At 49.6% G+C, this 26,055-nt stretch carries 30 protein-coding genes, 1 tRNA gene and 2 pseudogenes; 20 read left to right on the forward strand and 13 right to left on the reverse strand.

The annotated features are described in order from the left end of the window. The first annotated feature begins 15 nt into the window (after positions 1-15). Complete coding sequence (locus AB3U87_RS08215; RefSeq protein ID WP_253454994.1) at positions 16-669, forward strand: acyl-homoserine-lactone synthase; 654 nt, start codon at positions 16-18, stop codon at positions 667-669. Here the strand turns inward: AB3U87_RS08215 and AB3U87_RS08220 are convergent. From AB3U87_RS08220 to ppiB, 5 genes are all read right to left on the reverse strand, one after another. After that, positions 637-1,380: a helix-turn-helix transcriptional regulator gene (locus AB3U87_RS08220; RefSeq protein WP_125288482.1), complete on the reverse strand. Its 744-nt coding sequence runs from the start codon at positions 1,378-1,380 to the stop codon at positions 637-639. The genes AB3U87_RS08215 and AB3U87_RS08220 overlap by 33 nt on opposite strands. Positions 1,381-1,815: 435 nt before the next feature. After that, positions 1,816-2,895 (reverse strand): 5-(carboxyamino)imidazole ribonucleotide synthase, encoded by a 1,080-nt coding sequence (gene purK, locus AB3U87_RS08225; RefSeq protein ID WP_369896314.1) that lies wholly within the window; start codon positions 2,893-2,895, stop codon positions 1,816-1,818. Beyond that, positions 2,892-3,401, reverse strand: coding sequence for a 5-(carboxyamino)imidazole ribonucleotide mutase (purE, locus tag AB3U87_RS08230; RefSeq protein WP_253454991.1), 510 nt, complete (start codon positions 3,399-3,401; stop codon positions 2,892-2,894). Before purE ends, purK begins: the two co-directional genes overlap by 4 nt. A 266-nt stretch (positions 3,402-3,667) precedes the next feature. Continuing rightward, positions 3,668-4,393 (reverse strand): UDP-2,3-diacylglucosamine diphosphatase, encoded by a 726-nt coding sequence (gene lpxH / locus AB3U87_RS08235; protein ID WP_394148819.1) that lies wholly within the window; start codon positions 4,391-4,393, stop codon positions 3,668-3,670. Next, positions 4,393-4,887, reverse strand: a complete 495-nt coding sequence (ppiB, locus tag AB3U87_RS08240; RefSeq protein WP_125288486.1) for a peptidylprolyl isomerase B — start codon at positions 4,885-4,887, stop codon at positions 4,393-4,395. Before ppiB ends, lpxH begins: the two co-directional genes overlap by 1 nt. Before the next feature lie 231 nt (positions 4,888-5,118). Between ppiB and cysS the strand changes: the two genes are divergently transcribed. After that, a complete protein-coding gene (gene cysS / locus AB3U87_RS08245) occupies positions 5,119-6,507 on the forward strand; it encodes a cysteine--tRNA ligase (RefSeq protein WP_394148820.1) in 1,389 nt (462 codons plus the stop codon). Between the two features lie 91 nt (positions 6,508-6,598). On the opposite strand, the gene ybcJ is transcribed toward cysS, so the two are convergent. Together ybcJ and folD are read right to left on the reverse strand one after the other, a co-directional pair. Next, positions 6,599-6,811, reverse strand: coding sequence for a ribosome-associated protein YbcJ (gene ybcJ, locus AB3U87_RS08250; RefSeq protein WP_301252378.1), 213 nt, complete (start codon positions 6,809-6,811; stop codon positions 6,599-6,601). Next, a complete protein-coding gene (gene folD / locus AB3U87_RS08255) occupies positions 6,811-7,677 on the reverse strand; it encodes a bifunctional methylenetetrahydrofolate dehydrogenase/methenyltetrahydrofolate cyclohydrolase FolD (RefSeq protein WP_253454987.1) in 867 nt (288 codons plus the stop codon). The genes ybcJ and folD overlap by 1 nt, the downstream gene beginning before the upstream one ends. 183 nt (positions 7,678-7,860) lie before the next feature. Between folD and AB3U87_RS08260 the strand changes: the two genes are divergently transcribed. The 14 genes and pseudogenes from AB3U87_RS08260 to AB3U87_RS08325 all read left to right on the forward strand — a co-directional run bounded on the left by AB3U87_RS08260 (position 7,861) and on the right by AB3U87_RS08325 (position 17,190). After that, positions 7,861-7,937 (forward strand) — tRNA-Arg (locus tag AB3U87_RS08260). Positions 7,938-8,103: 166 nt separating this feature from the next. Further along, positions 8,104-9,318: a tyrosine-type recombinase/integrase gene (locus AB3U87_RS08265; protein ID WP_394148821.1), complete on the forward strand. Its 1,215-nt coding sequence runs from the start codon at positions 8,104-8,106 to the stop codon at positions 9,316-9,318. A gap of 657 nt (positions 9,319-9,975) precedes the next feature. After that, positions 9,976-10,179, forward strand: coding sequence for a helix-turn-helix transcriptional regulator (locus AB3U87_RS08270; RefSeq protein WP_394148822.1), 204 nt, complete (start codon positions 9,976-9,978; stop codon positions 10,177-10,179). Next, the gene (locus AB3U87_RS08275; protein ID WP_394148823.1) at positions 10,179-10,598 is read left to right on the forward strand and encodes a hypothetical protein; all 420 of its coding nucleotides are present in this window, start codon (positions 10,179-10,181) and stop codon (positions 10,596-10,598) included. Before AB3U87_RS08270 ends, AB3U87_RS08275 begins: the two co-directional genes overlap by 1 nt. A gap of 13 nt (positions 10,599-10,611) precedes the next feature. Beyond that, a complete protein-coding gene (locus AB3U87_RS08280; RefSeq protein WP_394148824.1) occupies positions 10,612-11,199 on the forward strand; it encodes a BRO-N domain-containing protein in 588 nt (195 codons plus the stop codon). Continuing rightward, entirely contained in the window at positions 11,199-11,906 is a 708-nt protein-coding gene (locus AB3U87_RS08285; protein WP_394148825.1) for a host cell division inhibitor Icd-like protein, read from the forward strand. Before AB3U87_RS08280 ends, AB3U87_RS08285 begins: the two co-directional genes overlap by 1 nt. After that, the gene (locus tag AB3U87_RS08290; RefSeq protein ID WP_394148826.1) at positions 11,899-12,231 is read left to right on the forward strand and encodes a transcriptional regulator; all 333 of its coding nucleotides are present in this window, start codon (positions 11,899-11,901) and stop codon (positions 12,229-12,231) included. Before AB3U87_RS08285 ends, AB3U87_RS08290 begins: the two co-directional genes overlap by 8 nt. Continuing rightward, entirely contained in the window at positions 12,228-12,584 is a 357-nt protein-coding gene (locus AB3U87_RS08295) for a hypothetical protein (RefSeq protein ID WP_394148827.1), read from the forward strand. Before AB3U87_RS08290 ends, AB3U87_RS08295 begins: the two co-directional genes overlap by 4 nt. Further along, on the forward strand, positions 12,577-15,360 hold the full coding sequence (locus AB3U87_RS08300) for a DUF927 domain-containing protein (RefSeq protein WP_394148828.1): 2,784 nt from the start codon (positions 12,577-12,579) through the stop codon (positions 15,358-15,360). Before AB3U87_RS08295 ends, AB3U87_RS08300 begins: the two co-directional genes overlap by 8 nt. Positions 15,361-15,809: 449 nt before the next feature. Continuing rightward, positions 15,810-15,914, forward strand: a pseudogene (locus tag AB3U87_RS08305) (phage terminase small subunit P27 family); the annotation flags it as partial. Between the two features lie 201 nt (positions 15,915-16,115). Then, positions 16,116-16,547, forward strand: coding sequence for a hypothetical protein (locus AB3U87_RS08310; RefSeq protein ID WP_394148829.1), 432 nt, complete (start codon positions 16,116-16,118; stop codon positions 16,545-16,547). After that, positions 16,547-16,765, forward strand: a complete 219-nt coding sequence (locus AB3U87_RS08315) for a hypothetical protein (protein ID WP_394148830.1) — start codon at positions 16,547-16,549, stop codon at positions 16,763-16,765. The genes AB3U87_RS08310 and AB3U87_RS08315 overlap by 1 nt, the downstream gene beginning before the upstream one ends. Next, on the forward strand, positions 16,758-16,976 hold the full coding sequence (locus AB3U87_RS08320; protein WP_394148831.1) for a hypothetical protein: 219 nt from the start codon (positions 16,758-16,760) through the stop codon (positions 16,974-16,976). The genes AB3U87_RS08315 and AB3U87_RS08320 overlap by 8 nt, the downstream gene beginning before the upstream one ends. Beyond that, on the forward strand, positions 16,966-17,190 hold the full coding sequence (locus AB3U87_RS08325) for a hypothetical protein (protein WP_394148832.1): 225 nt from the start codon (positions 16,966-16,968) through the stop codon (positions 17,188-17,190). The genes AB3U87_RS08320 and AB3U87_RS08325 overlap by 11 nt, the downstream gene beginning before the upstream one ends. A gap of 179 nt (positions 17,191-17,369) precedes the next feature. Here AB3U87_RS08325 and AB3U87_RS08330 read toward each other — a convergent pair whose 3' ends face one another. From AB3U87_RS08330 to AB3U87_RS08345, 4 genes are all read right to left on the reverse strand, one after another. Continuing rightward, a complete protein-coding gene (locus AB3U87_RS08330) occupies positions 17,370-17,873 on the reverse strand; it encodes a hypothetical protein (RefSeq protein ID WP_394148833.1) in 504 nt (167 codons plus the stop codon). A gap of 339 nt (positions 17,874-18,212) precedes the next feature. Continuing rightward, positions 18,213-18,836, reverse strand: coding sequence for a hypothetical protein (locus tag AB3U87_RS08335; protein ID WP_394148834.1), 624 nt, complete (start codon positions 18,834-18,836; stop codon positions 18,213-18,215). A gap of 39 nt (positions 18,837-18,875) precedes the next feature. Further along, positions 18,876-19,313 (reverse strand): hypothetical protein, encoded by a 438-nt coding sequence (locus AB3U87_RS08340; protein WP_394148835.1) that lies wholly within the window; start codon positions 19,311-19,313, stop codon positions 18,876-18,878. A 473-nt stretch (positions 19,314-19,786) separates the two neighbouring features. Beyond that, positions 19,787-20,632: an MBL fold metallo-hydrolase gene (locus tag AB3U87_RS08345; RefSeq protein ID WP_370734469.1), complete on the reverse strand. Its 846-nt coding sequence runs from the start codon at positions 20,630-20,632 to the stop codon at positions 19,787-19,789. A 156-nt stretch (positions 20,633-20,788) separates the two neighbouring features. Between AB3U87_RS08345 and AB3U87_RS08350 the strand changes: the two genes are divergently transcribed. The 3 genes from AB3U87_RS08350 to AB3U87_RS08360 all read left to right on the forward strand — a co-directional run bounded on the left by AB3U87_RS08350 (position 20,789) and on the right by AB3U87_RS08360 (position 24,011). Beyond that, positions 20,789-21,679 carry a LysR substrate-binding domain-containing protein gene (locus tag AB3U87_RS08350; RefSeq protein ID WP_394148836.1) on the forward strand — a complete coding sequence of 297 codons (891 nt, stop codon included), beginning with the start codon at positions 20,789-20,791 and terminating at the stop codon, positions 21,677-21,679. 337 nt (positions 21,680-22,016) lie between these two features. Further along, positions 22,017-22,754: a hypothetical protein gene (locus AB3U87_RS08355; RefSeq protein ID WP_394148837.1), complete on the forward strand. Its 738-nt coding sequence runs from the start codon at positions 22,017-22,019 to the stop codon at positions 22,752-22,754. 177 nt (positions 22,755-22,931) lie between these two features. Beyond that, positions 22,932-24,011, forward strand: coding sequence for a hypothetical protein (locus tag AB3U87_RS08360; RefSeq protein WP_394148838.1), 1,080 nt, complete (start codon positions 22,932-22,934; stop codon positions 24,009-24,011). Positions 24,012-24,677: 666 nt separating this feature from the next. On the opposite strand, the pseudogene AB3U87_RS08365 reads toward AB3U87_RS08360, so the two are convergent. Next, positions 24,678-24,955 (reverse strand): annotated as a pseudogene (locus tag AB3U87_RS08365) (tyrosine-type recombinase/integrase); the annotation flags it as partial. A gap of 370 nt (positions 24,956-25,325) precedes the next feature. Here AB3U87_RS08365 and hxsD point away from each other — a divergent pair. Next, positions 25,326-25,574 carry a His-Xaa-Ser system protein HxsD gene (gene hxsD, locus AB3U87_RS08370; RefSeq protein WP_394148839.1) on the forward strand — a complete coding sequence of 83 codons (249 nt, stop codon included), beginning with the start codon at positions 25,326-25,328 and terminating at the stop codon, positions 25,572-25,574. A 73-nt stretch (positions 25,575-25,647) separates the two neighbouring features. Here the strand turns inward: hxsD and AB3U87_RS08375 are convergent, their stop codons facing one another. Continuing rightward, the gene (locus tag AB3U87_RS08375; RefSeq protein ID WP_394148855.1) at positions 25,648-26,052 is read right to left on the reverse strand and encodes a DUF943 family protein; all 405 of its coding nucleotides are present in this window, start codon (positions 26,050-26,052) and stop codon (positions 25,648-25,650) included. Between the last annotated feature and the right edge of the window lie 3 nt (positions 26,053-26,055).

Consider the following 26,055-nt stretch of genomic DNA (forward strand, 5'->3'; position numbering starts at 1 on the left):
AGGGAAATAGCTGAAATGTTGGATCTGCTGGATATAAAATATCGTCATCTCTCTGAAATGAAGTCAACTGAGCTATTTGGTTTAAGAAAAAGAGTATTTAAAGACAGACTCAACTGGATGGTCAACAGCCAGGATGAGATGGAGTTCGATGAATATGATAATGAACAAACCACTTATGTTTTTGGCGTCCACCAGGATACCTGCGTTTGTAGCCTTCGCTTTATAGAAACCCAACACCCGAATATGATTACCGGCACGTTCCGGTCATGGTTTAAAGATTTTACGCTTCCCGAAGGGAACTACGTAGAGGCCAGCCGTCTGTTTATCGATAAAGAGCGGATGACGATGTTAAAGCTGCGTGAGAAACCCGTCAGCGCGCTGCTTTTTTTATCGATGATTAATTATGCACGTCACTATAAATATGACGGCATATACGCCATCGTCAGCCATCCTATGTATCTCATTTTTAAGCGTTCTGGCTGGAAGGTTTCGGTAGAGGCACAAAGTCTTTCCGAGAAAAAAGAAAAGATATTTCTGATCTTTATGCCTGTAGATGATGATAACCAGCGTATATTGATTGACCTGGTAAAATCTAAGGCACCCGAGTTAACAATGGCCCTGGATGCCTGGCCGCTCTCATTCCCCGTCAGTCAGCACCGGCCTGATTAGCTGTAGCTCAATGCTTAATCTGATGGCATGTTTCATATTGGTAACGCCCAACTTTTTCACCGCGTTACCAATATGATATTTAACCGTGGTGAGCTTGATGCCCAGAATTAACGCGATTTCCTGGTAGGATTTGCCCACGCTGGCCCAGTAAATAATCTCATTCTCTCTTTTAGAGAATATTTCCCGCGTGTTCATTTCATCAAAATCAGTTTTTCTTGCCTGCTCCTGATACAGCTCCGTCAGCTTTTCATGGGCGTTAATCAGCAGCATTTGCAATTTGCTTTTATTCGTCTGGATCACTTCTTCAATATTATCGTCACAGTGCTCGTCCAGCATGATTGAGAGCACGACAAGATTGTTATTGTGGTCGTGAAGAACAAACGTATAGCCGTTGATGATATTGTGGTTACGCGCCATATCAAAAAGCTTAGGAACCTTGACGCCCTTGTTCAGCATAATGTTTTCGTCCCATGAGAAGGGCGAAACACGGTAAAGCGCCGTGATCAGAACGGGATCGATAAACTGAAAGTTGTTTTCGACATAAACCTGAAACCATTCCGGCCTGTTAGAAATTATAGAGAAATCCGCAGGGTTGCGTTTACTCATAATCGCATAGGCATACTTAACGTTACTGAACTGAGTCAGTTTCCTCTCAAGGTAATCTTTTATGGAGGAATTGATAACCTGATTACTAAAATATGATTTAGACATGTAATTATCTCCCTGAGAAAGTGGGGCTTCCATCGTCAATAGCCGACTTTACCATGTTTTTAAAGCCAGACCTAACGATGCACCCTGCTCAGACAGGCTGCCGTAGATGAGCGGCGTTAAAGTAAATGGCGGAATAATGTTCAGCACGTCCGGCGCAGCCGAAAAATCATAGTAACTTTTTATGGAAGCTGAAGAAACAGGGTGTTGACGTAAGGGCACAATTTGATGAGAGAAGCGAGGGAGGAGAACCAAACCAGACCCTGACACGTCAATCATGAAGCAAAATTTACGTGTTTATCCAGAAAATCTGAGAGTGGTTCCCTTGGTGTTGGCAAAAAAAACTTCTAATTACTTAATAGTATTATGTATTTATTGTTTTGTTCGCCAATACAATACGACTTTCACCAACAAATTAATAGCCATACTTAAGTACAGTTAAGCACTGTCTTTTTTCAGATGGGTGTTTGCCCAGGCAATGCCTTCAGCATAATCGGCAGGTAAATCCTGCGCCAGCGCGCTCAGTGCCTGCTGAAGCGATTCACGGCTGGTATCGCAAAGGTTCAGGTGCCCTACCTTGCGTCCCGGACGCACTTCTTTTTCATACCAGTGCAGGCGAACCAGCGGGTGCTCCAGCCACGCAAGGTTAACTGCCGTGCCGATCAGGTTAATCATAACCGACGGCGTGCTGACGACGGGCGCAGGCAAAGGCAGATCCAGAATGGCGCGCAGATGCAGCTCGAACTGGCTGATGGAAGCGCCGTTCTGCGTCCAGTGGCCGCTGTTGTGCACGCGGGGCGCCAGCTCGTTAATCAGCAGTCCTTCCGGCACCACAAAGCATTCCATGGCCATAACGCCTACATAGTCCAGCTCGTTCATAATAGCGGCCAGCATACTTTCAGCCTGCTGTTGACGTTCCGCATCCGGCGTCGGTAACGCGACGCTGGCGCGCAGAATACCGTCCTGATGCAGATTGTGGGTGAGGGGATAGAAAACCGTGCGGCCGTCATGAGCGCGAGCGCCAACCAGAGACACCTCGCCGGAAAAATTAATGCCCTGTTCCACAATGCACTCGCCGTAGCAATCCGCAGGCAGGGAAGCGACATCGTTCTGCCGTAAACGCCACTGGCCGCGACCATCGTAGCCGCCCGTACGGCGCTTAACGATAGCCAGCTCGCCCAGCCTGGCGAAAACATCGGGCCACTGCGCGGCATCGCTCAGCAGCTGCCAGGGCGCGGTAGCCAGGTTCAGCCGATCCAGCAGCTGTTTTTGCGTCAGACGATCGGCCAGCAGCGGAAAAATATCGCGGTTTACAAAGGCATTATGATGCGAGAGTTCACGCGTCAGCGCCGTTTCCGGCCAGCGTTCGATTTCCGCCGTGATCACGCTTTGTTGGATAGGCAGCGCTTCCGGTTCCGCATCCAGCCCGACAGGATAAACGGCTATTCCCAACGGTTCACCAGCCTGGCGTAGCATCCGCCCCAGCTGACCATTTCCTAATACGCAGACTGGCTTCATGCTTCCTCCCGCGGATCCGGGTTATTCAGAACTTCGTCAGTCTGGCTTTGACGCCAGGCGGACAGACGCTGGTTTAACTCCGCATCGTGTAGCGCCAGGATTTGTGCGGCCAGCAGCGCCGCATTAGCCGCGCCTGCTTTACCGATAGCCAGCGTGCCGACCGGGATGCCGCGCGGCATCTGGACAATGGAGTAAAGGCTGTCAACGCCGCTCAGCGCCGCGCTCTGCACCGGTACGCCCAGCACGGGCACCAGCGTTTTCGCCGCCAGCATGCCGGGCAGGTGCGCCGCGCCGCCAGCGCCGGCGATAATAACCTGAATACCGTTTTCTGCGGCCTGTTCGGCAAAGCTGAACAGCTTGTCCGGCGTACGGTGCGCTGAAACCACTTCACAATGAAAAGGAACGGCCAGGCTGGTGAGAATGTCCGCGGCGAATTGCATGGTTGCCCAGTCACTTTTAGAACCCATTACAATGGCGATGCGGGCCGGTGCGGCAGTAGAAGACATGCGGGTGTGACTCCTGTGATTATACAAACAGTGTCTGAAAGCTGGTCGGTCAGCCAGACAGGAAGGGCTGAGAGAATAGCATGACTCACCGGGCAGGAAAACGGTTGCGTCGGTTCAAGCGCATCACGGAATGGGGAACTTCGCGCCTGTCAGCTGACCAGCAGCAGGCTTAAAGCCACTGCATCAGATGCCGGAACGTTAAGCCGGGAGGCTTTTGGCGTAGCTCAGACAGCAAGCGTTTTGGTCGACGGTAATATGGGAAGAATTTACAGGGGAAAAGCGATCAGTTCCGTTCCGGATGAGGTCACACGGATCATCGATCCTTCCATGTGCCAGGCGCCCAGCACCACGCGTTCGGCGGGCAGACCGTTAACGGTGAGCGTATGAACGGCGGGGCGGTGCGTATGGCCATGAATAAGGCACTGCACCTGATAGCGGCTCATCGTATAGGTAACGGCTTCGTTATTGACGTCCATAATCGCCATCGTTTTGCTGCTGTTGGCCTGCTTGCTGCCAGCACGCATTTTCTGAGCGATACGCTGACGCAGCGACAGCGGCAGCGACAGGAAAAGCTTTTGCAGCCAGCGCTGATGGACCTTGCGGCGAAAGCGCTGATAGCCTTCGTCATCAGTACACAGCGTGTCGCCATGCATAATCAGCAGCGGCCGACCATACAGCTCCAGCCGTTGCGCTTCCGGCAGCAGCCGCATACCGCATGATTTTGCAAAGCGCTGACCGAGCAGGAAATCGCGGTTGCCGTGAATAAAGTAGCAGGGAACGCCCGCGAGCCTTAATTCATCAAGCGCGGCGGCGACTTTGGCGTGAAGCGGATTGGGATCGTCATCGCCAATCCAGGCCTCAAACAGGTCGCCGAGGATGTACAGCGCATCGGCCTGACGCGCGTCACGCCGCAAAAAAGCAAGAAAACCGGCAGTGATTGCCGGTTCTTCTTCACACAGATGTAAATCTGCGATAAACAGCGTATGCGACATTATTCGCTAACGGTGACTTTCTGGATCACGACGTCTTCTTTTGGCACGTCCTGATGCATTCCGCTGCGGCCGGTAGAAACGGCTTTGATTTTCTCAACCACGTCCATGCCTTCCACAACTTCAGCAAAGACGCAGTAGCCCCAGCCCTGCAGACTTTCGTCACGGAAGTTCAGGAAGTCATTGTCCGCCACGTTAATGAAGAACTGCGCGGTCGCGGAGTGTGGCGCCTGGGTACGGGCCATCGCCAGCGTGCCTTTGGTGTTTTTCAGGCCGTTGTTGGCTTCGTTACGGATTTCCGCTTTGGTGGCTTTCTGCTGCATGCCAGGCTCAAAACCGCCGCCCTGGATCATAAAGCCGTTGATAACACGGTGGAAAATGGTGTTGTCGTAAAAACCTTCACGGCAGTAATCCAGGAAGTTTTTAACAGTTTCAGGCGCTTTATCGTCAAAGGTTTTGATAACGATATCGCCATGGTTAGTCTGGAAAGTGACCATATTCTCATCCTGTAAAGGTTGAAGGGGTGGATTTAGCTGCCGTCAGCGGAATAATCAGGCTGACAGGCGATAAAATAGAGGGCTCTTATATCACAAAATGTGATGACGAGTCAGCACCGCCGCATAAACGGAAGCGTGCCGAACCTTGCTTTGCGTGGCGCTTGCGTTAACAATACGGCAGAATATGCCTGTTACTATCACGATCGCACACGTTAAAAACGGAATGTCTCAATGCTAAAGATTTTCAACACCCTGAGTCGTCAAAAAGAGGAATTTAAGCCTATTCATGCCGGTCAAATCGGCATGTACGTGTGCGGCATCACCGTCTATGACCTGTGTCATATTGGTCACGGGCGCACCTTTATTGCCTTTGACGTGGTCGCCCGCTATCTGCGCTATTTAGGCTACTCGCTGAAGTACGTGCGTAACATCACCGATATTGATGACAAAATCATCAAGCGCGCCAACGAAAACGGCGAAACTATCGACGTGCTGACCGATCGGATGATCGCGGAAATGCACGCTGACTTCGCCGCGCTGAATATTCTGCCGCCGGATCTGGAACCTCGCGCTACGCACCATATCACCGACATCATTGAACTGGTCAGCAAGCTTATTGAGCGCGACCATGCTTACGTCGCCAGCAACGGCGACGTGATGTTCTCTGTTGCCAGCGACGCCGATTACGGCCTGCTGTCGCGTCAGGATCTGGAACAGCTCCAGGCCGGCGCGCGCGTTGAGGTGGCCGCCGACGTTAAACGTAATCCTATGGATTTTGTGCTGTGGAAAATGTCCAAGGCCAATGAGCCGGGCTGGCGTTCGCCGTGGGGCCAGGGGCGTCCGGGCTGGCATATTGAATGTTCCGCCATGAACTGCAAGCAGCTTGGCGAGCACTTCGATATTCACGGCGGCGGTTCCGACCTGATGTTCCCGCATCATGAAAACGAAATCGCCCAGTCTACCTGCGCGCATGACGGCCCCTACGTCAACTACTGGATGCATTCCGGCATGGTGATGGTTGACCGTGAAAAGATGTCCAAGTCGCTGAACAACTTCTTTACCGTGCGCGACGTGCTGGGCTATTTCGATGCCGAGACCGTGCGCTACTTCCTGATGTCGGGCCACTATCGCAGCCAGCTGAATTACGGCGAAGATAACCTGAAGCAGGCGCGCGCGGCGCTGGAGAGGCTTTATACCGCGCTGCGCAACACCGATCCGCAGGCTGAAGCCGTGGGCGGCGAGGCTTTTGAAGCCCGTTTCCGCGAGGCGATGGACGACGATTTCAACACGCCGGAAGCCTATTCCGTGCTCTTTGATATGGCGCGCGACGTTAACCGCCTGAAAACCGAAGACAGGGCGGCCGCAAACGGGCTGGCGGCAAAACTGCGTCAGCTGGCTGGCGTGCTGGGCCTGCTGGAACAGGATCCTGAAGTCTTTTTGCAGAGCGGTGCGCAAAGTAACGACGATGAGGTCGCCGAGATCGAAGCGCTGATCAAAATGCGCCTGGATGCACGTAAAGAGAAAAACTGGGCGCAGGCTGACCTGGCGCGTGACAAGCTGGTCGAAATGGGGATCGTGCTGGAAGACGGCCCGCAGGGAACCAGCTGGCGTCGTAAATAAGCTAAAAAAGTTCAGGAGCCAATTGGCTCCTGAATGGTTTTTACTTTCTTCACCGACCGCTCAGCTTTTAAAATGCAGCCTGCAGCTGACTTTACTCAGCGACGGTGATGCTGTTGCCGTTAAAGCTGACGGTCTGGCCCGCAACGATTTTACAGCGTTTACGGGTTTCTGTTTTGCCATCTACCGTAACCTGGCCGTCCGCGATTGCGTCTTTTGCCGCACCGCCGCTTTCCACCCAACCTTCCAGCTTCAGCAGATCGCATAAATCGACGTGGGCATGTTTACCCAGAGAAAAAGTTGCCATTATTGTACTGCTCCATCATGAAATTCTTCGCAGGCTTGCAGGGTATTCTGAATCAGCGTTGCCACGGTCATTGGGCCAACACCGCCTGGAACCGGCGTAATATAAGCTGCCCGCTCGGAAGCTGCAGCAAAATCTACGTCACCAACCACTTTGCCGCTTTCCAGACGATTAATGCCCACGTCAATCACGATCGCGCCAGGCTTGATCCAGTCGCCAGGAATAAAGTTTGGTTTACCTACGGCCACCACCAACAGATCGGCATGTTCGATATGGTGACGAAGGTTTTTGGTAAAGCGATGGGTAACGGTAGTGGTGCAGCCTGCCAGCAGCAGCTCCATGCTCATTGGACGACCAACGATATTGGACGCGCCAACCACCACGGCGTTCAGGCCAAAGGTGTCAATGTTATAACGCTCTAGCAGCGTGACGATGCCGCGCGGCGTACAGGGACGCAGCTTAGGCGCGCGCTGGCACAGGCGACCAACGTTATAAGGATGGAATCCATCGACGTCTTTTGACGGCGAGATGCGCTCCAGCACCTTTACGTTATCAATGCCTGCCGGGAGCGGCAGCTGCACCAGAATGCCGTCAATTTCGCTATCGTTGTTCAACTTATCGATCAGCGCCAGCAGCTCCGCTTCGCTGGTGGAGGCCGGCAAATCGTAAGAGCGGGAGATAAAGCCCACTTCTTCACAGGCACGGCGTTTGCTGCCCACGTAGATTTGTGAAGCCGGGTTCTCACCTACCAGTACCACCGCCAGGCCAGGCGCGCGTTTACCCGCGGCCAGACGCTGCTGCACTTTTTCTGCAACCTCAAGGCGCACCTGCTGCGCAATCGTTTTACCGTCAATAATCTTTGCTGCCATCAGAGAGAGGATCCATCTGTGTTGAGTTGAAACGGGAGATGGCGCCTATTCTGGCAGAAGCGCGCGCCGCTGTCAGGCACAGATTCGGAGCAGGCTGTTCAATAGTGCAGCAACAGATTGGCTTAGTAAGCAAAATCGTTGACTCGACGGCTTCGCGCCGTATAATCCGACCCTGTTCCCCATGCGCCCTTAGCTCAGTTGGATAGAGCACCGGCCTTCTAAGCCGTAGGTCACAGGTTCGAATCCTGTAGGGCGTACCATTCTTACTTCTCCCGTCGTCTACTAAAGTCTACAAAACCCCAGCCAGTAAGGGATTTCCCGCTAATCTAGTTATTTCAACGTCTACTAACATCTATTGAAATCAACATCCATGTGGGGGTACATTTGGGGGTATGGTTCTGTTCAATGAAATGAGATACCCCCAAATTGAAACTCAATGCCCGCACAGTGGACACTTCAAAGGCCAAAGATAAAGCCTATAAGCTCTCCGATGGCGGCGGCTTGTACCTTCTGGTTAACGCTAATGGCTCACGCTACTGGCGCTTAAAATATCGCGTTGCAGGAAAAGAAAAGCTGCTGGCGTTGGGGGTATATCCTGATGTATCTCTGGCTGATGCCAGGGCAAAGCGTGACGAAGCAAAGCGCATTTTGGCTGCTGGTCGTGATCCAGGCGAAGTTAAACAGGCAGAAAAGCAGGCTAAGATTCTGGCTGTAAGCAATAGCTTTGAAGCACTGGCGACTGAATGGCACGAGCACAAGCGCCCTAACTGGTCACAGGGCTATGCCAGCGACATTCTGGAATATCTGCAGAAAGATGTGTTCCCATTTATCGGTAAGCGTGCCATCGCAGAAATCAAAGCAGCAGAAATGTTGCTGGTGCTTAGAAAAATGGAGCAGCGCGGCGTTCTGGATAAGCTGAAGAAAACCCGCCAGGCTTGCCGTCAAATTTTTACCTATGCCGTTATCACTGGTAGGGCAGAGCATAACCCTGTTACCGATCTCGCCGGCGCACTCAAGTCGCCAAAGCAAAAGCACTTTCCTCATCTTCTCACTGAACAGATTGGCGGCTTCCTTCGCGCACTCAGTGAATATACTGGCAGTAGGGTTACACAAAACGCCACCCGATTATTGATGCTTACTGGTACGCGCACGATTGAATTGCGTGCTGCTGAATGGGCTGAATTCGATTTAAAGAAAGGAATCTGGCAGATACCTGCAGAACGGATGAAGATGCGCCGCCCTCACGTAGTGCCGCTTTCCATCCAGGCTAAATCCTTCCTTGAAGAAATCCACCAGCTGACGGGAAGAGGGCGCTTTGTATTCCCTGGGCGCAACGATGCCGGTAAGGCAATGAGCGAAGCCAGTATCAATCAGGTGATCAAACGTGTCGGCTATGACGGTAAAGCTACCGGGCATGGCTTCCGCCACACGATGAGCACCATTCTGCATGAGCAGGGCTACAACACTGCATGGATTGAAACTCAGTTGGCTCATGCCGATAAGAACAGCATTCGCGGTACCTATAATCACGCCCAATACCTGGATGGACGCCGTGAAATGCTTCAGTGGTATGCCGACTATATGGATGCGCTGGAGAAAGGGGAGAACGTGGTTCACGGACGATTTGGGAAACTGGCTTAAAAACACTGGAAAAGTAAACAGTAGTGATCTATATTACACAATAGTAGATTAATTTATGTTCTTTAAAACCTCGCTCTGGATAAGAGCTCTGTTCTTTAAAAAAGGCTTCGGCCAACGTCGTTGATAAACGAATATTGTTAGCATGAGATACAACATTTATCACATCGCTCTTTTCAAAATCTGAATCCTTTGCCCTATGCCGAAGAGGTGTCTGGCCAATATCCCTCAGCATCTGTCGGAAGATGGTTTAAGACAGTTTTTTCACGTTTCAAAGGATTTAGGCTCTTTTAAAGCCGCGGCACTCCTGAAGCAGGAGAGATCACCGAGATGTGATCATTGTTCACCCAGTAAAGGGTAAAGGCAGTATACATGGCGCTGCCAGAACACAGCCGTGTACTTTAGAATACTGAGTCCGTTCTCCGCACCTGTGGAGACTTTAGCCATCAACTAAAAAGTACCTATTCTTTAAAATCTATCATTAGGGCGAGCAGCCCTGTCACGTAACCGTGATTAAATCTGCTTTTACAACCTTACTTTCATAAATACCGCACATGTTCATCATGCTGTGGATTTTGTCATACCTACAATCTGGAAATGAAAAAGAGCCCTCTCTAATTAGATTGGGCTTTTTTTATGCCTGCAGCAAAGGAGAAACTCATGAAAACATCTAAAAAGTTAGTCCGACTTACTGAAGTGCTTACCCGCACTGGTTACAGTAAAGCATGGATTTATAAGCTTATTGCTCAAGGCCGCTTCCCTCAATCAGTAAAGATTGGAGCGCGTTCAATTGCTTTTGTCGAAAGCGAGATAGATGACTGGATTGACCAGCGTATCGCTGAATCTCGTGGTGAGGTAGCCTAATGGAAATTAAAAAACGCCCATCACAGGCGGCTAATCAGAGAGCTGACACCTCTGATATTACGCCTGCCACAATCATTAAGCCAACACCAAAGAAACACCGTGCTCGCGTCTATATGATGCGTACCGGCGTTAATGGATTTACTGAGAATGAAACCCTACGTTACTGCCGGTTATCCAGCTCCCATAATTACGCAACAGAGTTGGAAAGAAGGCTTGATATTCGCCTTGAGCGCATCGACGAGCCTAACGGTGATGGCATTGTTAGCCACTTCCGTTACCGGATCACCTGTCGCGCTGACGTGATGCGAGTTATTCAACTGGTTAATAACAATGCCGCTGCTGGTGGCTATACCGGCCTGGCTCAGCGTGAGATTAACGACATTCTTTCCCTATACCCGGATGCGCTCAACGCCGCTTAACGGAGCCTGATAAATGAAAACTGAAAAAAGCAGATTAATTTCTGAGGCCGCCCCTCAGCTCGCCACCAGGATGGGCGCTATTTTCACCGCTGACGAAGGTGATATTTCCGTTGTCAAATTTGAAGGCGTCTCCGTGCGCATAGTCAGCGCATTTGGTGAGCCCTGGTTTGTTGCCAAAGATATTTGTGCTGCCCTGGAAATCGTCGATCACAAAGTTCCAATGCGCCGCCTGAATGACAATGAAAAGGAGGGGTATTCAATACCCACCCTTGGCGGCATTCAGACTATGACAATTGTCTCTGAGTCCGGTTTTTACAAACTTATAGCGCGGAGCCGTAAAGCATCGATCCCCGGAACAGCAGCCAATCGATTCAGCGAATGGGTGTTTGGTGAGGTTATCCCATCAATCCGCAAAACCGGCTCATACGGTGTGCCATTTGCATTCCTGAACGACCACAGTAAACGCCAGGCTGCGTATGACAAGAAGGCCAGCAAGCGCGGTAAAGACCTGCAGGCGTGTAAGGGGGAGAAAGCCAGCCTTGCTGTTGAAGAGGCCGCACTTTGGCTGAAGTATCAACCTAAATTGCCGGAGGTTCACTAATGAACACCTTCCTGAAAGCATCCTGCCCGCTGGCTGGCCTGTTAGCCAAAGTTAGCCCTGGGAACCTGTCAAAACCTGACATCCACTCAGCCAAAAATATGGCTTTGTGCCTGACAGCGGCTAACTCCACGTTGTGTAAGGCAGTGTCTTACACTGGTAGTGCGGGTTATCACAAACAGTTAAAAAACCGCTTGCCCCGCTCTCATTTTTCGGACTATGCTCAGACCTCACCGGCAAAATCCGGTGACAGGATTGGCGTCCTGCTAATGTTACAGGCGACACACGACGCGCCTTGCGTCTTTTTTTGTGTCCTCGCATCTGTTCACCCTTTTTTCGGCGATATGGTTATAATCCGTGTCGCTCACGAAGTTATGGTGGGCTGGATGGGGGCGGAGAAATCCGCGCCGGTTTCCTGTAACGCCGGTTACGCCAACCCTGTTCAGCTCACCACCAGTGAAATTGGCGTTTCCGGTGGTGGGATTAAATCCCAGTTACAGGAGGCTGCCACCATGGCTACTACCCTCACCCAAGCTACACCCAAATTTCAGTTTCGCTTTCTGGCTCTGTCACGCGCTGACATGCTGGCTAAACCCTGCCGCGTCTCCGTTGAAGCCACCAGCGAGAAAGAAGCCCGACGCGTTCTGGCACCCAATTTCATTCTTTCATTAGCTGCCCGCCTGCCGGTTCAGGAGGTGGCTCATGCGTGATAACAACCTTTCTTCGTACAAAGACAGCATACGTCGCGTTCTGGCTGTCGTTGGCCGTGAAGCTGCGCCTGTTCCCGCCACGATAGAGAACATTTCACGCGACCGACTGCTACGTGCGCAGGCCGGGTTATGCCACCTGCTGACGGAAGTGATCCCCAACACATCCCCCGAGCTTCTGCGTGAAGAGGTTTATCGCTGGGTGGAAGAAATCCATAATCTGACCCGCTTTGAAGAGTGCGATGCGCAAAGAGAATCCAGGACGCACAAAGTGTCAGTAGATGCTGGCCGCAATTTTAAAGACAAGGAAGGGCAGGCCAAACAATGACGCTAATTACCCAAAACTTCCGACTTAATGCGCTGGCGAACCAGTATTCAGCAGCAATTTATGACCATCTCAAACGGCAGAGCGGCGGCGACTGGTTCCCGATGGAAATTAAAGGCCAGCGGGTTGAGGTTGCCATTGTGGACGGTTCAGACGGTATCAGGCTGCTGGTGGACAGCTATCTGCTTGAGCCGATAAAGCAGGAATATCCGCACTGGGAGGCACTGGCGGGCAATCTGCTGAACCTCTGCACAGACGGCGGCAGCCTCACTGAGCGCGGTGAAAGCATCTGGCAGAGCATGATTAATGACATGGGCGCCTCTCTTTCTAAAGGGGAGGTGAGTTTCCATGCGTAACTATGACCTTATTCGGGAGACGACCACTGCAGCGGCTGACCGCTGGCCGATGGTGCTGAGCCAGCTGGGCATTGACGTCCCCCGTTCACCCCGCCAGCACGCATCATGCCCCGCCTGTGGCGGTAAAGATCGCTTCCGTTTCGATGATAAAGGGCGCGGTAGTTTCTTCTGCAACCAGTGCGGCGCGGGTGATGGTTTAGACCTGATCCAGAAGGTTAATCAGTGCGGCACCACTGAGGCCGCCCGCATGGCGGCTGATGTGCTGGGTATTGATTACCGTGGGACAGAAACAGACCAGAAAGCCGCCAGCCAGAGAAGGCAGCAGCTTGACGAACAGCGCCACCAGCATGAGCAGGAGCGCCAGCAGAAGGAGGCGGCAGAAGCAGCACAGCGCCGCGACAGCTTTGTGAGTCACTATCAGAGGCTCGCAGCGCAAACCACGGCAGGCGAAAGCGAATATCTGATTGCCAGGGGGTTGAACGGCTTCACGCTGCCTTGCTTGTCCGATGGTTCAATTCTGTTGCCGCTGGTGGACGAATCCGGCGGTGTGGCCGCAGCACAGACCATCACGCCGCAGGGTGAAAAGAAAGTGCTCTATGGCTCAGCCAAGCGAGGATCGTGGTACCTCGTTAACCAGCCGCAGGAAGTGAAGGAAGTCATCATTGGTGAAGGGCTGGCAACAACCCTCACCGCTCACCTGATGCGGCCTGATGCGCTGGCAGTGGTGGCGCTTGACGCCGGTAATCTGTCGCCCGTTGCGGAGGCTATGCGCAGCCTGTATCCGAATGCCACATTCATCATCGCCGGTGATAACGACTGGCATGAGCCAGGAGAACCCGATGCCAGCGGTAAGCCGAAGGTGAACAGCGGCAAGGTATTCGCTGAAAGAGCCGCCGAAGCCGTCAATGGCTCAGTGTCATTACCCCCGACCCGCTACAAGGCGGACTGGGACGATTACCGTCAGCAAAACGGACTGGAAGCAGCAGCAAAATATTTTGCATCTGGAATGTATCAACCGCAGGAGGAAAACATGGGCGCTCAACTGGAAGTGATTGAAGGCGGCAAAACAGCAGCGCCGGATCGTGATGCGCTCAAGCCACGCATTGAAAGCCGTCAGGATGGTGTGTACTGGGTTGAGCCAAACACCGATAAGCAGACCGGGGAGATTATTAATCGCGAAAGCTGGCTGTGCTCCCCCCTGCAGGTGATCGGCACCGGGCGCGATGATAAAGACCAGTTTCTGATTCTGCGCTGGCAGGCATGGGGGTCAGACAGTGAAACCATACAGGCAATCCCGCTGGCTGACATTGGCGAACGTGAGGGGTGGAGAACACTCAAGGCTGGTGGCGTGAACGTTACAACCAAAAGCGGCCTGAGAGCGATTCTGGCGGACTGGCTACAGCGTAACGGGTCAAGAGAAGTCTGGAGAGTGGCGCACGCTACAGGGTGGCAGTGCGGCGCTTATATCATGCCGGATGGGGAGGTTATCGGCACACCCGATAAGCCGGTACTCTTCAGCGGTCGCAGTTCTGCCGCAGCCGGTTACACCTGCCGGGGAAGCGCAGAGAGCTGGCGTCAAAACGTTGGAGCGTTGGCTGCCGGTAATTATTCGATGATGACTGGCGTTGCCGCCGCGCTGGCTGCGCCCCTGATTGGCCTGGCGGGTGCGGATGGCTTCGGCATTCACTTCTATGAGCAATCAAGCGCCGGTAAAACCACAACCGCGAACATTGCCAGCAGCCTCTACGGTAATCCTGACCAGCTGCGTCTGACGTGGTACGGCACCGCACTGGGACTGACTAACGAGGCCGCCGCCCACAACGATGCGCTGATGCCGCTGGATGAGGTGGGTCAGGGCGCTGATCCGGTTAGCGTCTCACAGTCAGCTTATGCGCTGTTCAACGGTGTGGGGAAACTGCAGGGAGCTAAAGAAGGCGGCAACCGTGACCTGAAGCGCTGGCGCACCGTGGCCATCAGCACAGGTGAGATGGATTTAGAAACGTTCATCGCTATGGCCGGACGAAAAGCCAAAGCGGGCCAGCTGGTCAGACTGCTGAACATTCCGCTGAGTAAGGCGGTGCGATTCCACCAGCATGCGAACGGCAAACAGCACGCTGACGCACTCAACGATGCCTGGCAGAACCACCACGGCGCAGCGGGAAAGGAATGGATTAAGTGGTTAGCGGGTAATCAGCGTATGGCTATGGAGGCGGTCAGGAAAGCTGAGGAACGCTGGCGCAGCCTGATACCGGCAGAATACGGCGAGCAGGTTCACCGCGTAGGCGCTCGCTTTGCCATCCTTGAGGCCTCACTGCTACTGGGCCGCGTTATCACCGGGTGGGACGAGCAGACGTGCCGGGATGCCATTCAGCACAGCTATAACGCCTGGGTGAGAGAGTTCGGCACCGGCAACAAAGAACATCAGCAGATCATCGCCCAGTGTGAGGCGTTTCTTAACGCCAACGGCTACAGCCGGTTTGCGCCATTCCCGTATGACCCTCAATCGCTGCCTGTACGCGATATGGCGGGTTATCGCGCCAGCGGCAGCCATGACGATGATCCGATAGTGTTCTACACCTTCCCGGCAACGTTTGAGCAGGAGATCGCCAGCGGGTTCAATCCCAAGCAGTTTGCCCGCGTGCTGGTGGAAAGCGGGATGCTGACACCGCCAGCCAGCGGCAGGGGTTACCAACGGAAGTCACCGAGGATTAACAAGCGGCAGTATAACGTCTATGTGATCCAGTACCGTCCAGAGGATGAATCAGCCGGGGAATAAATCTCATACGTGAGAGAAATAGTGTTGGTTCAGTTGGTTCAGTTGGTTCAATTTGTAAAGCGTAATGATTTATAAGGATTTTAATTCAGAAACTGAACCAACACTGAACCAACAAACGGCTGTTTTGAACCAACAAATTTACCTGCCAGCCTGATAACGTGAGGTTCTATAGCTCACAGGCAGCCCGCAAAAGCAGCTTCTTACTGGCTGGAAGAGTTCGACAGGTACAATAAACCGATATCTGGGCACCCATTAGCAGCCTGTTGAAATATAAATAAATACCATCAGTCGAGAATAATTCTCATCAAGGCAAAGAGAGGGGAAGGGCGCGCTGAGAGTTCAGAGCCTGCGCCCCAGAGGACCGCCGCCTGAGTTTTTCTCGCATCGCCGCAGGTTAGAAAACTTTTTTATGGGTACCCCCAATGTACCCTCTCAGTGGAGTTTCCCCCATGTCCGGACCACCGAAAACCCCGTCACACCTGGTTTTGGTGAGGGGGAACCCATCCAAACGACCGGTAAATCAGAACGAACCTAGGCCAGAGAAAGGGGTACCCAATAATTCGGGGAGCTGAACAAATCGAAGCCCTGCGCAAAATTCAGGAGCAGGAACGCGCCAAATCGTCTTTAGGCATCGCGCCGACTATCCACGTCATAGCTCGCGGCCTGTTAGATAAAGCGCTCACTCAGGAGTCACAATCCTGTTGAGTTTGGTCAAGGTGAAACGGGTATGAGAAATAGCGCAAGGTGGCAGAAAGATGCCTGACAGCACGAAAGAACAGGCCAGCCGTGATAAAGGCGGCAAATGGAAAAAAGGCGCATCGGGTAATCCAGGTGGCCGCAGCAGTAAAGCAGCTGAACTGAGGCGTGTACTGGAAGGTGGCGCTGATGATGCTGTGAAAACCATCATGGACGCGGCTAAAGAAGGCGATATGGCCGCCTGCCGCCTCATCCTGGACAGAGTAGTGCCACCGAATAAGCCGGTTTATCAGCCGGTATCGTTCGATCTGGACGACAGCGATTTACCAGCAGCGGCCCGTTCGGTAATTAAGGCGATAGCCGCGGGAGAATTGCCGGCCGACCAGGGGAAAATGATTCTGGATGGACTGGCAAACATGGCGAAGATTATCGAAATTTCAGAACTGGCTGAGCGTATCGCAGAGCTGGAGAAAACACAGGGGAACGAATAATGAGCCTGTTACGAAGAATTAAAGCGCTGGAGGCCACTATTGGCGCTCAGACTACCAGCAGCGGCCCTGATGAAATCTGGCTTATCGGTGTCAGCCCTGACGGTTCCCGCGAGTCTGGCGGCGGCTGCGTGAAGGATAAAGGGCTTTTCCGTAACGCCACGGCTGAAGAAGCACAGCGCCATAATCAGCTTACTCAAAAGGGTGATTATCATGGGTAGTCTGCTGGCAAGATTAAATCGGCTGGAAAAGGCCATGACACTGAAAGATGGTGATGTGCAGGTGATTTCTGCCCTGATGGACGAGTTAGCAAGTAATGTCCCTTCAGGAGCGTATGAGAAGGCCATAGAGCGCCTGTCAGTGCGTGGGTACAGTTTCCCGCAGTCCTCAGAGCTGAGGGCGTTGCTGGTGGGTGGTAACGATGAGCATTAAAACCCGCCTGGCTGCGCTGGAGAGGTTAGCAAAAGAGCAGGGTAGTAAATCCTTTGACGGGCCACTGCCACCTGTCAGAGCGAACTATGTGCGCGAGGATGGCACCTTTGACCATGTTGGCTACAGAACAGCTGCTGATTGCTGGAGCAAAGAAGTATTTGGCAAACCGCTGAAGCAAGCGGCCGAAGAGATTGCTGAGCGTGAGGGGTTTTGATGTTATCCCGCATGAACCTCATAAGTTAAGCGAGGATCTAGTAACCATGAAAATCTACAGTGCGTATTTCCATCATAACGGCTTTTTTATACAGGCAGAGCACAGTCAAGACTTCTGGATTCTTCTCAGCCGACAAATCGGATGGGGCAGATTCAGTAAAGTAAAAGAGCAGAATGCCCTTACAGGTTTTGGATCGCTGTTTGAATTGCGTGAAACGCGTTCGGCAGGTGAGCCAGCCCCGCATCCAGTAATTTCAGGTTCAAATGTTTTATGGCATCTTCAGGAAGCTTGCGAAGTGTTGAAATCAAATTCGCCCTCTCTTCTGCCGGCGCACTTGAGCTGTTAATTATTGCCTCAAGCTGATTGATGGTGTCGCTGTGAAGTCGGATGTTCACTACATTCAGTATTGCCCCAAGCCCACCATCATCACGGATGAAGTCTATCCCCTTGGGGGTTATACCCATCAACTCTGAAGAAACCTCGTAAGAACTATTGATATAACGGTCAATCCGAACAGTTATCAGGCCGTGCCCTTCTAAGTATTTGAGGTTAGCGACTGTGTTAATGACGCCACCAAATCTGCCCTCTATTTCGTTGTACTTATCATGTGTTAGCCCTTCGGGAGAAGAATCATAAAGCGCCTGGATCAAATCAAGCTGAATGGAGCGGTCAAACTTATCCATAATCATAAATCCATGTGAGGTGTTGCTATAAACCTACCTGCAAGACCAAATATTCACCATCCTGACAGATGATCAGTGGTTTCCATGATCGAGTTTGACGCCACCAGCCTCATTTAGCATAAGCGTTCACTGTAAACAAGCGGTGAGAATTGATTGACCGACAGCCGATTGAGATGACGCTGCTACATATTGCCCGCCAGGACGGTGAGCCACTGTACAGGCGTACGCTGTACACCATCAGGAACGGAAAAGCTCAGGCACTTCAGGCTAAAGAGCGCCACCAGCAGAGGATGGCTGCGTCAGGGGCTAAATGGCAAAAGCCGGCTGAAAGAAGAAATATCAAGCGTTAGGATATAAATGCTTATCCAGCGTCTCTTTGAGAGAAATAGCAGCGTTTCCCAAAGAACTAATATCTGAAATCTGGTGCGCCTGGAAGGATGTTATCTCACCGATATTCATCGTTAGGGAAACATTGAGACCGTCGAGGGCCAGCATATCCGGGGCGTAGCTATGTGAGGATAAAGCGCGCGCCAACTTCTCTATTTTGGTTGAATCAGTATCACTAATTGTCACTGTTAAAGATTCAGGCTTAGAATCAATGCTGGGAAGGTAGGCATGTGAGAGGGCATTTCCCTTAATTGAATAGTGTTCTTGTGGATTGAATGGTGCCGAAGTTAGATCAAGCCTGAACCACTCATTCTGCTTTGATGATTCGTGTATCCTACGGTTTTTTTTGGCTTCCGCTTTGTCTAATCTGTAAAAGCTATAGCCAGCCAGAGCTAGGGCACAAATAAGCGATATTCCCCCTCCGCCTCCAACGCCGCCATGATGTGAGCACGCTCCCTGTATACCAATCGACGATGACTGCCAGCCATCTGAACACCCACCTCCCAATAGAGCTTTCATTCCAAAGAACACAGTAACAAACACAATACCCGGAACTAGCCAAAAGCGTTTTTTCATTTTCCATCCATGCAACATCAACAAGCCTACCCATTCAGGTTACTCATTTCTGGGCATGGCTGCACCGACTTTTGTTTTATGGTCTGCCTGACGTTTCCATGCGCTGTAAATATCCTTAGTCCACGCCTTACCAGCTTTTGTCTGATAGCCTGCATCGTTGAGTCGCTCTGCAATGATGCGACCATTGTTAAAGCCCTGATTGATAGTCTCCGCAACTATGCGAATTACCGCAGCTTCATCATATGAATGTCCCGGCACACCCTGCTTACCGACGATAAGAGCAGCGGCGGCCACTTCCATACGTTCCACCAGCGACATTAAGCGAGCGTCAGGATTACTCTCTGGCAGGCTCAGCTTCTGCCTGATGGCATCGACAAGCCATGCGGTTTTATCGCCACCAGAGGCGCCAACAGCATTGGTAAAGGCAGCACTTAACTCAGCAGGAACGCGGAAGGTAACGGACAAGGATTTGCTCATGACGCACCACGTTGAGGGAACAGGCGGCTATTTTATCATCGTAAGACAATGTAAGACACAAGGATTTGTTGGTTCAGGTAGCCCCGTTGTTGGTTCAATCCGGGGATATGTTGGTTCAATTTCTAGAAATTAGTCCTTTTAAAACAACTGCCTTTACAAATTGAACCAACTGAACCAACTGAACGACACGTTTTTGCTTATAAATAATGCGAGCGCGAAACAATGTCTCAGCATGCGTTTACCTTCTTAGTGAGCCAGATCTTTTAGCATATATAAGACATATAAAAAATTCTGGATCAGTTATAAAGCGACACTTGTATATCGAAAAATTTTTACAGGCACAATAAGCAATGAACTTTATTTGTCCGCTTTGTGCCAGAAGCGGACGTTGCACACTTAAAGGACCTGTTGCCAGGCATTGTGAAAGCTTGTTAGATTTTCTTTTATCTATTGGTAACGGGGATATTTTTTTGCTATTCCTGATGTAACTTGCAAAGGAAATAGGCCTCCCCGGACTGCTTGAAGCAGGAGAATCCTGCCTGATCCAGATGCATGCCGGCAATTATCAATTTTTCATCTACAGCCTGTTTCAACGTTTTTTTCCTTGTCTCTTCGGCCTGCATAGGATCGACATCAAACATGATTGATACAGTGGGATGTGATGACTGAATATGTGGGAAATGAACGATATCGCCCCATATTAACAACTCTTTTTTATCGGAATGAATACGAAATCCGGTATGCCCTGGTGTATGGCCCGGCAGCCATACAGGACGAATTCCCTGCATTACTTCACTCTCATCAAGCAAACATATCCTTCCGGCATAGGCGTCTAAGGTCTTGCGAACCAGTGTGAAATTACGTTTGCCGCGCTCGCTGGCTGCCTGTTGTTTTTCATTGTCCTGCCAGTGTGCAATTTCGAGCGGATGCAGGTGGAGCTCAGCTTTTTTATAAACTGGCTCTCCATTTTCATGCAGCAGACCGCCAATATGATCGGGATGGCCGTGCGTCAATAATATCGTGTCTATGTCATCAGGGCAGATGTCGAGCATCGCAAGTTTCAACCGGAGCTGCCCTCCCACGTTGTCGCGCCCGCCCGCACCGGTGTCAACCAGGATGGTGCGCCCGCATCCGCGAATGAGATAGCAGTTGATATGGATACGCCCGTACTTCTCGATCCCGGCATTGCGCTGGATACCCTCAGCCTCAGCGATCTCAATGCCTGAAAGTAAATCAAGCGTGGCTTCCATTGTGCCATCGCTCAGCGCGATGACCTGGTAACCACCAATCTGACAGGTTGGAAAAATAACAGAGTGCATGAATACCTCATAAAAATTGTAGGCGAGCAACATCCTACCTGATGACTTTTCATCATGTTAAACAAGTTATTTCCCTGTTAAAATCGACATTATTTCATGACTCAGTGAGCTTTTGTCATTGAAACAAGTTACGCATAGACATTTAAGGCCACGATAATGCCCATGAAAATTCCCAGTAGCCGCTCCCTGCTGGCCTTTGAGGCTGCAGCAAAGCACGGTAATTTTGCGCGCGCGGCGCAGGAGTTATCACTAACCGAGGGCGCAATCAGTCGGCAAATCGCACGCCTTGAGTCCATGCTGAACTGCAGATTATTTGATCGTACCGGCAGTCGCGTTAAGCTCAATCCGGTTGGCGCCCGCTATGCATATCAGATACGCGAAACGCTTGAGCGGCTCGAAAGAGATACACAATCAATCATGGGTATGCCTGAAGGCAGTAAAAATCTGGATATTGCCGCTCTGCCGACCTTTACGTGCCGCTGGCTGATCCCCCGCCTGAACAGCTTTTACACTCAGTATCCAGATATCACAGTGAATATTGTCGCCAGAACCGATCCTTTTATTCTCACCGGCAGTGGTTTTGACGCCGCAGTTCATTTTGATCATCCGGCATGGGCAGGTATGCATATGCAGTTTCTTTTCCAGGAAACGCTGCTACCTGTATGTCATCCAGCGCTGGTAAAAAGCAAAGAACACAACGCGCAACTTAACAAACTGCCACGGATTCACCGTCGTCAGAATCCGCAGGCATGGCAATGCTATGCGCAGGAAACCAGGATCGAACTCGATAATCCAGCGCAGGGAGTCCGCTATGATCTTCATGAAATGTCTATCGCCGCTGCGCTATCAGGACAAGGCGTCGCAATAGTGCCGCGCATGTATGTCGAAAAAGAGTTAAATAGCGGGGAGCTTGTTGCCCCCTGGCCTGAATCTATCTCACTCAGTAAAAAGTTTTGTTTAATTAAACCGGCTGAAACAGGCATTAATGAGACGGCGCTGAATGTCTTCGAGCGTTGGCTACTGGCGGAAATTAACCCGGGCACATAGCTTCGCCGTTATTTAAGAGCTGCACTCTCGAATCATTATGTGACTGCGACTATGCTCCAGGGCAATAATCCCTGTGAAGATTATTCATCACTGCCAGTAATACTACTTCAATGTCCGCTTTTCGCTCATAGCGGACATTGACCTACTTTTCAGTCCGCTTTGTGCCAGGAGCGGACGTGGTGTACCTTTGTTCGGATTACCAAATTTAATGAGCCACTACAACATTACGGCTTGTTAGGCCAGATAACAAAAGCACATGGCCAATTTGAGTAGGATACTTACTAGTTTAGCGATAGAATCTGAGGTCAATAATCTGTTTTTAATGGAAATTTAGAGTGTGGCAAAATTTTACTTTAACGCGAAGTTATGGGGAGCGACCGCCTCAATTCCCGTAATGAAAATGCTTGCGGAGCAGGCAGAAACAAATATATCCCGTGTGCTAAACGATGCCGATAAGCCCGGGACCATTGAGTCTGGAGAGTTTCAAGATGAAAGACATCATGAAGATGGAGGGGTTTCAACGTATCAACGCACATACTATTCCTGTGGATCATGCATAGGGTATGATGAAAATGAAGTTAAATCTGAATATAAGCATCTGATAGCGCAACTTACCCGTCGCTCAGCTTTTCTTACCATTTTTGGTCTGTTTGAACACCGTATGGTTGATTGTCTAGAACTTATGGATCACCTATCATGTAAAATTACGGATAAAAAATACAAGACAGTTGAGGATTGCCATAAACGCCTCAAGCAGAATTTCGGCGGTGAAAACATTAAGGATATCGATCATCTATCGGTGATCAGAAACATCATGGCTCATAGCGATGGTGTTGCAGATAACTATAAAATGCTTTCATGCAAGCAAACCAAAAAAAATGACGCTCAAAAGCGACTCTTGCGAGCCATTCATCGCGCTAAGGCTGAGAATGCTGGTATTTCAATGACTATTTTTAATAATGTACTGATGGATGAAAAATTTCTCATGTATGTCTCATGTGAATTTGAGCGCTATGTTGAAGAGTTGAACACCGCGATTTTAACTTACCAAGCACAGATGGGTGAAAATCATTAAGCAGTACCTGACAATTCTGCTTCTACTGGCTGTAATATTTTCGTGCGCTTAGACGGAAATTAATATTAGGTCTGGCAGGATTGGTATTGTCATCGAGAGTGAATTAATAATTAACGGATTTCAGCATGGCAACTTTAAAAGTACTAAGGCGCTAAAGTGAAGTTGAAGGAGATATTGATGAGTGTTGTGAAATTGGTCAAAGAGCAGGTTCTAGGTTACGTTATATCGGGAATACTAGGTGTAGTGGTTATAATAGGGCTTTTCCATTTTACTTCACAACCTATACGATCTTCTGATGTTCGCGAAAAATTAGTAGAAATGGCTCGAGCCTGCATGCAGCAGCAACTTGCCACAAATTTGACCTCTGTGGTATTTGACTCAGTGACAAGTGAGTCACTCGACCTAAGCACATCAAATTCCGTAGTAGTCTACGGAAAAGCTGTGAGCGCTAATGGTGCCCTTAGCCGCTTCCTGATGATCTTCGAACCCTCTGGACAGAGTTTAATAGATAAAGTGATTGGCAGACCAGGATTCTACGATATTGGGTACTGGGCAATTATCCCAGGCGCAGAGAATGATGAAGTCGTGGCATCTTCAATGAACATTGAAGACCTCGATAAAGACGGTAACAAGGACATACTAATCCGTTTAAAGTCAACTTACGCGGATGGCGTATCTAAAGGGCTTCTTATCCTTAAAAAGGATAAACATGATGTATGGCATTTAATGGGGCTTCCATCAATGACAAAGATCATGCATTCCATTGCCGCGGGTCAATCCCCCCTGCCGAAAGGACTTCAACCTGCACTCCCTCCAATACATTGGTTTAGTAATGACAAAAAACTAAAACCTCAGCCAAATTATAAACAATACCTTGATTGGGAAATTGACGAATCCAACTGGCAAGCCACTGATGCCATTGGGAACCATTCTTTTTGGATGATCAGAAACGGCACGAAGATAAAAATGTACGAGAATGAACAAGCAGGCTACAAGCAATTTGGTGTACTGGCAAACATCTATGATGACGAGGCAATTCAGGGGAACCATCATCTCATGGTCAGTTTTTTTAAGATTGAGAATAATAGTTTGATTCCTGATCAGCATTGGAACTGGGCCTATCCTATGTTCTCTATTGGATTAGAGGATAGTCAAGCAGTGGATCTGAGTGAAATGCAGGAAGCGGGTTTGCAAGCTCATGTTGCTGGTGGTTCAGTTGTCGGCTTGACAGAGTTTGGGAAAATGGACTCAGATTAATATTCGCATACCTTACTAACGAAGAGCAGGTCACAGATATGGCTAATTATGTTTTCAGAGGAATAGGAGCTCAAGAATGACTCCTGATAAGCCGTAAATTCTATCGCGCAAAATCGTCTCATGTGACATATGGGACGTTAAAACGCCTTGACCTGCTCCCCATTAATTAACACTTTGGATTGTTCGTGAAATCTTCATCAACATAAAAGGATGAACTTCCGCTTCTCGCTCATAGCGGACATCTTCCTTTTAATTAGGAACGTGGATGATAAAGATGAGTACATTACAGGCGCTATCGAAGCTGTATGTAACATCATTCACTGTTAAACGCTTTTTAGCCCCACATGACGAGTTAGAAGTGCAAAAAAATGCTTAAATTACAACATAGGAATATAAGTAAATTTGAAGTAAGTAACAGACAATATTAAGCTGGGTGATAATATTTAACGAAGGAGTGTTATGAAGGATTAGAAAATTTAGTAGGAGCAAAAACTAGACCCAGCCTAAAAGACTGCTCAAAAAAACACCCAATAGAAAGTGACTCTAAATTAATTGGGGGTACTTTTGGGGGTATGTTAAATTATTGATTGGGTAAATGTCTTTAATTTACATGGTGATATGATTTATTACACAATCCTGTAGGGCGTACCATTACTTTTCAATAGCTTACGCTAGTTTCAATCCCACCTGATTTCCTCCTTGTGTCGTATTTGTGTCGTCACTCCCCAAAAGTGAGTCAATTTTACGCGCATGCTCGGTCAGATGGTTCGGTGCCAGATGCGCATACCGGCGCACCATTTCTATCGACTCCCAGCCACCCATTTCCTGTAAGGCAGAAAGCGGCACTCCGGCCTGAATGAGCCAGCTCGCCCAGGTGTGTTGCAAATCTTGAAAGCGGAAATCCTTAATGCCTTCCTGATTAACGCTGCCCGCCATGCAGTGTTTTTGACCGGAGGCACATATTCTTGCTGAATTTCAGTCAATAAATCACTCCTCTTAATCATTTTCTCATCTCATACCTTAAATGGGTATCACGGTTGCACATCTACGCGCAAAACAATAAACTGTATAATCTTATTTTTGTTTTCTGTGAGGCTTTCGAAAAAAATATTAATAAAAGTGGATCCGAATATAGGCAATAAAAACCACCGTCAAATTTTTATATGAAATCTTATATTTAACAACAGATTGTTTTTTTTGATGTTTAAATTTAATTTACTGAGCGATTTTATGATTTGAAACTAGTAAGTTAAGTTTCTCCTTTTTGTCGCATTACTTTCGGGATGGTAATGTTGTGAAAAAAAACATAGAAAAATGGTTTCTGAATGGGTAATCAGAAATGGACTTTATTGGATGAGTACTATTATTAGCTGGAAGATCAAGGAAGACGAGCAGAATTGGCTGGTATCGTTTGAGACGTTTAATGACGAGGTTAAATTAGAGTTTGAGCAGATCTTGAATGACTCCAGGTTCAGGGAGAAGCTGCAGGTACATACTGGAGAAATTAGAACTTTGATCATCGACAATGTTCTGAGGAGCATCAATTTGAGACTTGCTCAATGAATCCGATACAGTTCAACTGTTAAGGTAGCTTATCTAAACTATAATGTATTTTTATGCAAAGTATCCTGTTTTGTTATTTTAAGGATACCTTGCCATCAGAGCTCTGGATATACGTTTTATCACCTATATTTATAAATGCTTTTCCATCTATGCTTCCTCTAACAACAAATGCGATGCTGTTATACACACAATTATTATGCTCGCCATTCGTATCATCAAAGCAGGTATAGTCATCTATTGAACCATCTCTGGTGCCTTTGGGAAGTTTCTCGTAACCATTGAAATTCATGACGATAACTGTGAAGTTATCAGGAGTATTAATAATTTGAGATTTATTCTGAAGTAATTCTCTGTTTTTTAACCACCATTTTATTTTTCCTTCAGTAGTCATTGGTAAGTGCTCTACAAAAACAGCACCATTATCTACTCTGACTATTTTGGTTGGCCTTGCAGCAATCCATATGCAATATGCTGATATTAA

It is taken from the genome of Erwinia plantamica (assembly GCF_043420595.1).
Lineage (GTDB): Bacteria > Pseudomonadota > Gammaproteobacteria > Enterobacterales > Enterobacteriaceae > Erwinia > Erwinia aeris.

Bases quoted from the DNA above. Each gene is read 5' to 3' on its own strand.
- purK (WP_369896314.1), bottom strand. From the start codon at position 2,895: ATGAAGCCAGTCTGCGTATTAGGAAATGGTCAGCTGGGGCGGATGCTA.
- AB3U87_RS08330 (WP_394148833.1), bottom strand. From the start codon at position 17,873: ATGGATAAGTTTGACCGCTCCATTCAGCTTGATTTGATCCAGGCGCTT.
- hxsD (WP_394148839.1), top strand. From the start codon at position 25,326: ATGGTTTCTGAATGGGTAATCAGAAATGGACTTTATTGGATGAGTACT.
- lpxH (WP_394148819.1), bottom strand. From the start codon at position 4,393: ATGTCGCATACGCTGTTTATCGCAGATTTACATCTGTGTGAAGAAGAA.
- folD (WP_253454987.1), bottom strand. From the start codon at position 7,677: ATGGCAGCAAAGATTATTGACGGTAAAACGATTGCGCAGCAGGTGCGC.
- AB3U87_RS08290 (WP_394148826.1), top strand. From the start codon at position 11,899: ATGCGTGATAACAACCTTTCTTCGTACAAAGACAGCATACGTCGCGTT.
- AB3U87_RS08360 (WP_394148838.1), top strand. From the start codon at position 22,932: ATGAGTGTTGTGAAATTGGTCAAAGAGCAGGTTCTAGGTTACGTTATA.
- AB3U87_RS08310 (WP_394148829.1), top strand. From the start codon at position 16,116: ATGCCTGACAGCACGAAAGAACAGGCCAGCCGTGATAAAGGCGGCAAA.
- AB3U87_RS08345 (WP_370734469.1), bottom strand. From the start codon at position 20,632: ATGCACTCTGTTATTTTTCCAACCTGTCAGATTGGTGGTTACCAGGTC.
- AB3U87_RS08275 (WP_394148823.1), top strand. From the start codon at position 10,179: ATGGAAATTAAAAAACGCCCATCACAGGCGGCTAATCAGAGAGCTGAC.
- AB3U87_RS08320 (WP_394148831.1), top strand. From the start codon at position 16,758: ATGGGTAGTCTGCTGGCAAGATTAAATCGGCTGGAAAAGGCCATGACA.
- AB3U87_RS08270 (WP_394148822.1), top strand. From the start codon at position 9,976: ATGAAAACATCTAAAAAGTTAGTCCGACTTACTGAAGTGCTTACCCGC.
- AB3U87_RS08315 (WP_394148830.1), top strand. From the start codon at position 16,547: ATGAGCCTGTTACGAAGAATTAAAGCGCTGGAGGCCACTATTGGCGCT.
- ybcJ (WP_301252378.1), bottom strand. From the start codon at position 6,811: ATGGCAACTTTTTCTCTGGGTAAACATGCCCACGTCGATTTATGCGAT.
- AB3U87_RS08335 (WP_394148834.1), bottom strand. From the start codon at position 18,836: ATGAAAAAACGCTTTTGGCTAGTTCCGGGTATTGTGTTTGTTACTGTG.
- AB3U87_RS08220 (WP_125288482.1), bottom strand. From the start codon at position 1,380: ATGTCTAAATCATATTTTAGTAATCAGGTTATCAATTCCTCCATAAAA.
- AB3U87_RS08340 (WP_394148835.1), bottom strand. From the start codon at position 19,313: ATGAGCAAATCCTTGTCCGTTACCTTCCGCGTTCCTGCTGAGTTAAGT.
- AB3U87_RS08300 (WP_394148828.1), top strand. From the start codon at position 12,577: ATGCGTAACTATGACCTTATTCGGGAGACGACCACTGCAGCGGCTGAC.
- AB3U87_RS08215 (WP_253454994.1), top strand. From the start codon at position 16: ATGTTGGATCTGCTGGATATAAAATATCGTCATCTCTCTGAAATGAAG.
- cysS (WP_394148820.1), top strand. From the start codon at position 5,119: ATGCTAAAGATTTTCAACACCCTGAGTCGTCAAAAAGAGGAATTTAAG.
- ppiB (WP_125288486.1), bottom strand. From the start codon at position 4,887: ATGGTCACTTTCCAGACTAACCATGGCGATATCGTTATCAAAACCTTT.
- AB3U87_RS08285 (WP_394148825.1), top strand. From the start codon at position 11,199: ATGAACACCTTCCTGAAAGCATCCTGCCCGCTGGCTGGCCTGTTAGCC.
- purE (WP_253454991.1), bottom strand. From the start codon at position 3,401: ATGTCTTCTACTGCCGCACCGGCCCGCATCGCCATTGTAATGGGTTCT.
- AB3U87_RS08280 (WP_394148824.1), top strand. From the start codon at position 10,612: ATGAAAACTGAAAAAAGCAGATTAATTTCTGAGGCCGCCCCTCAGCTC.
- AB3U87_RS08325 (WP_394148832.1), top strand. From the start codon at position 16,966: ATGAGCATTAAAACCCGCCTGGCTGCGCTGGAGAGGTTAGCAAAAGAG.
- AB3U87_RS08295 (WP_394148827.1), top strand. From the start codon at position 12,228: ATGACGCTAATTACCCAAAACTTCCGACTTAATGCGCTGGCGAACCAG.
- AB3U87_RS08350 (WP_394148836.1), top strand. From the start codon at position 20,789: ATGCCCATGAAAATTCCCAGTAGCCGCTCCCTGCTGGCCTTTGAGGCT.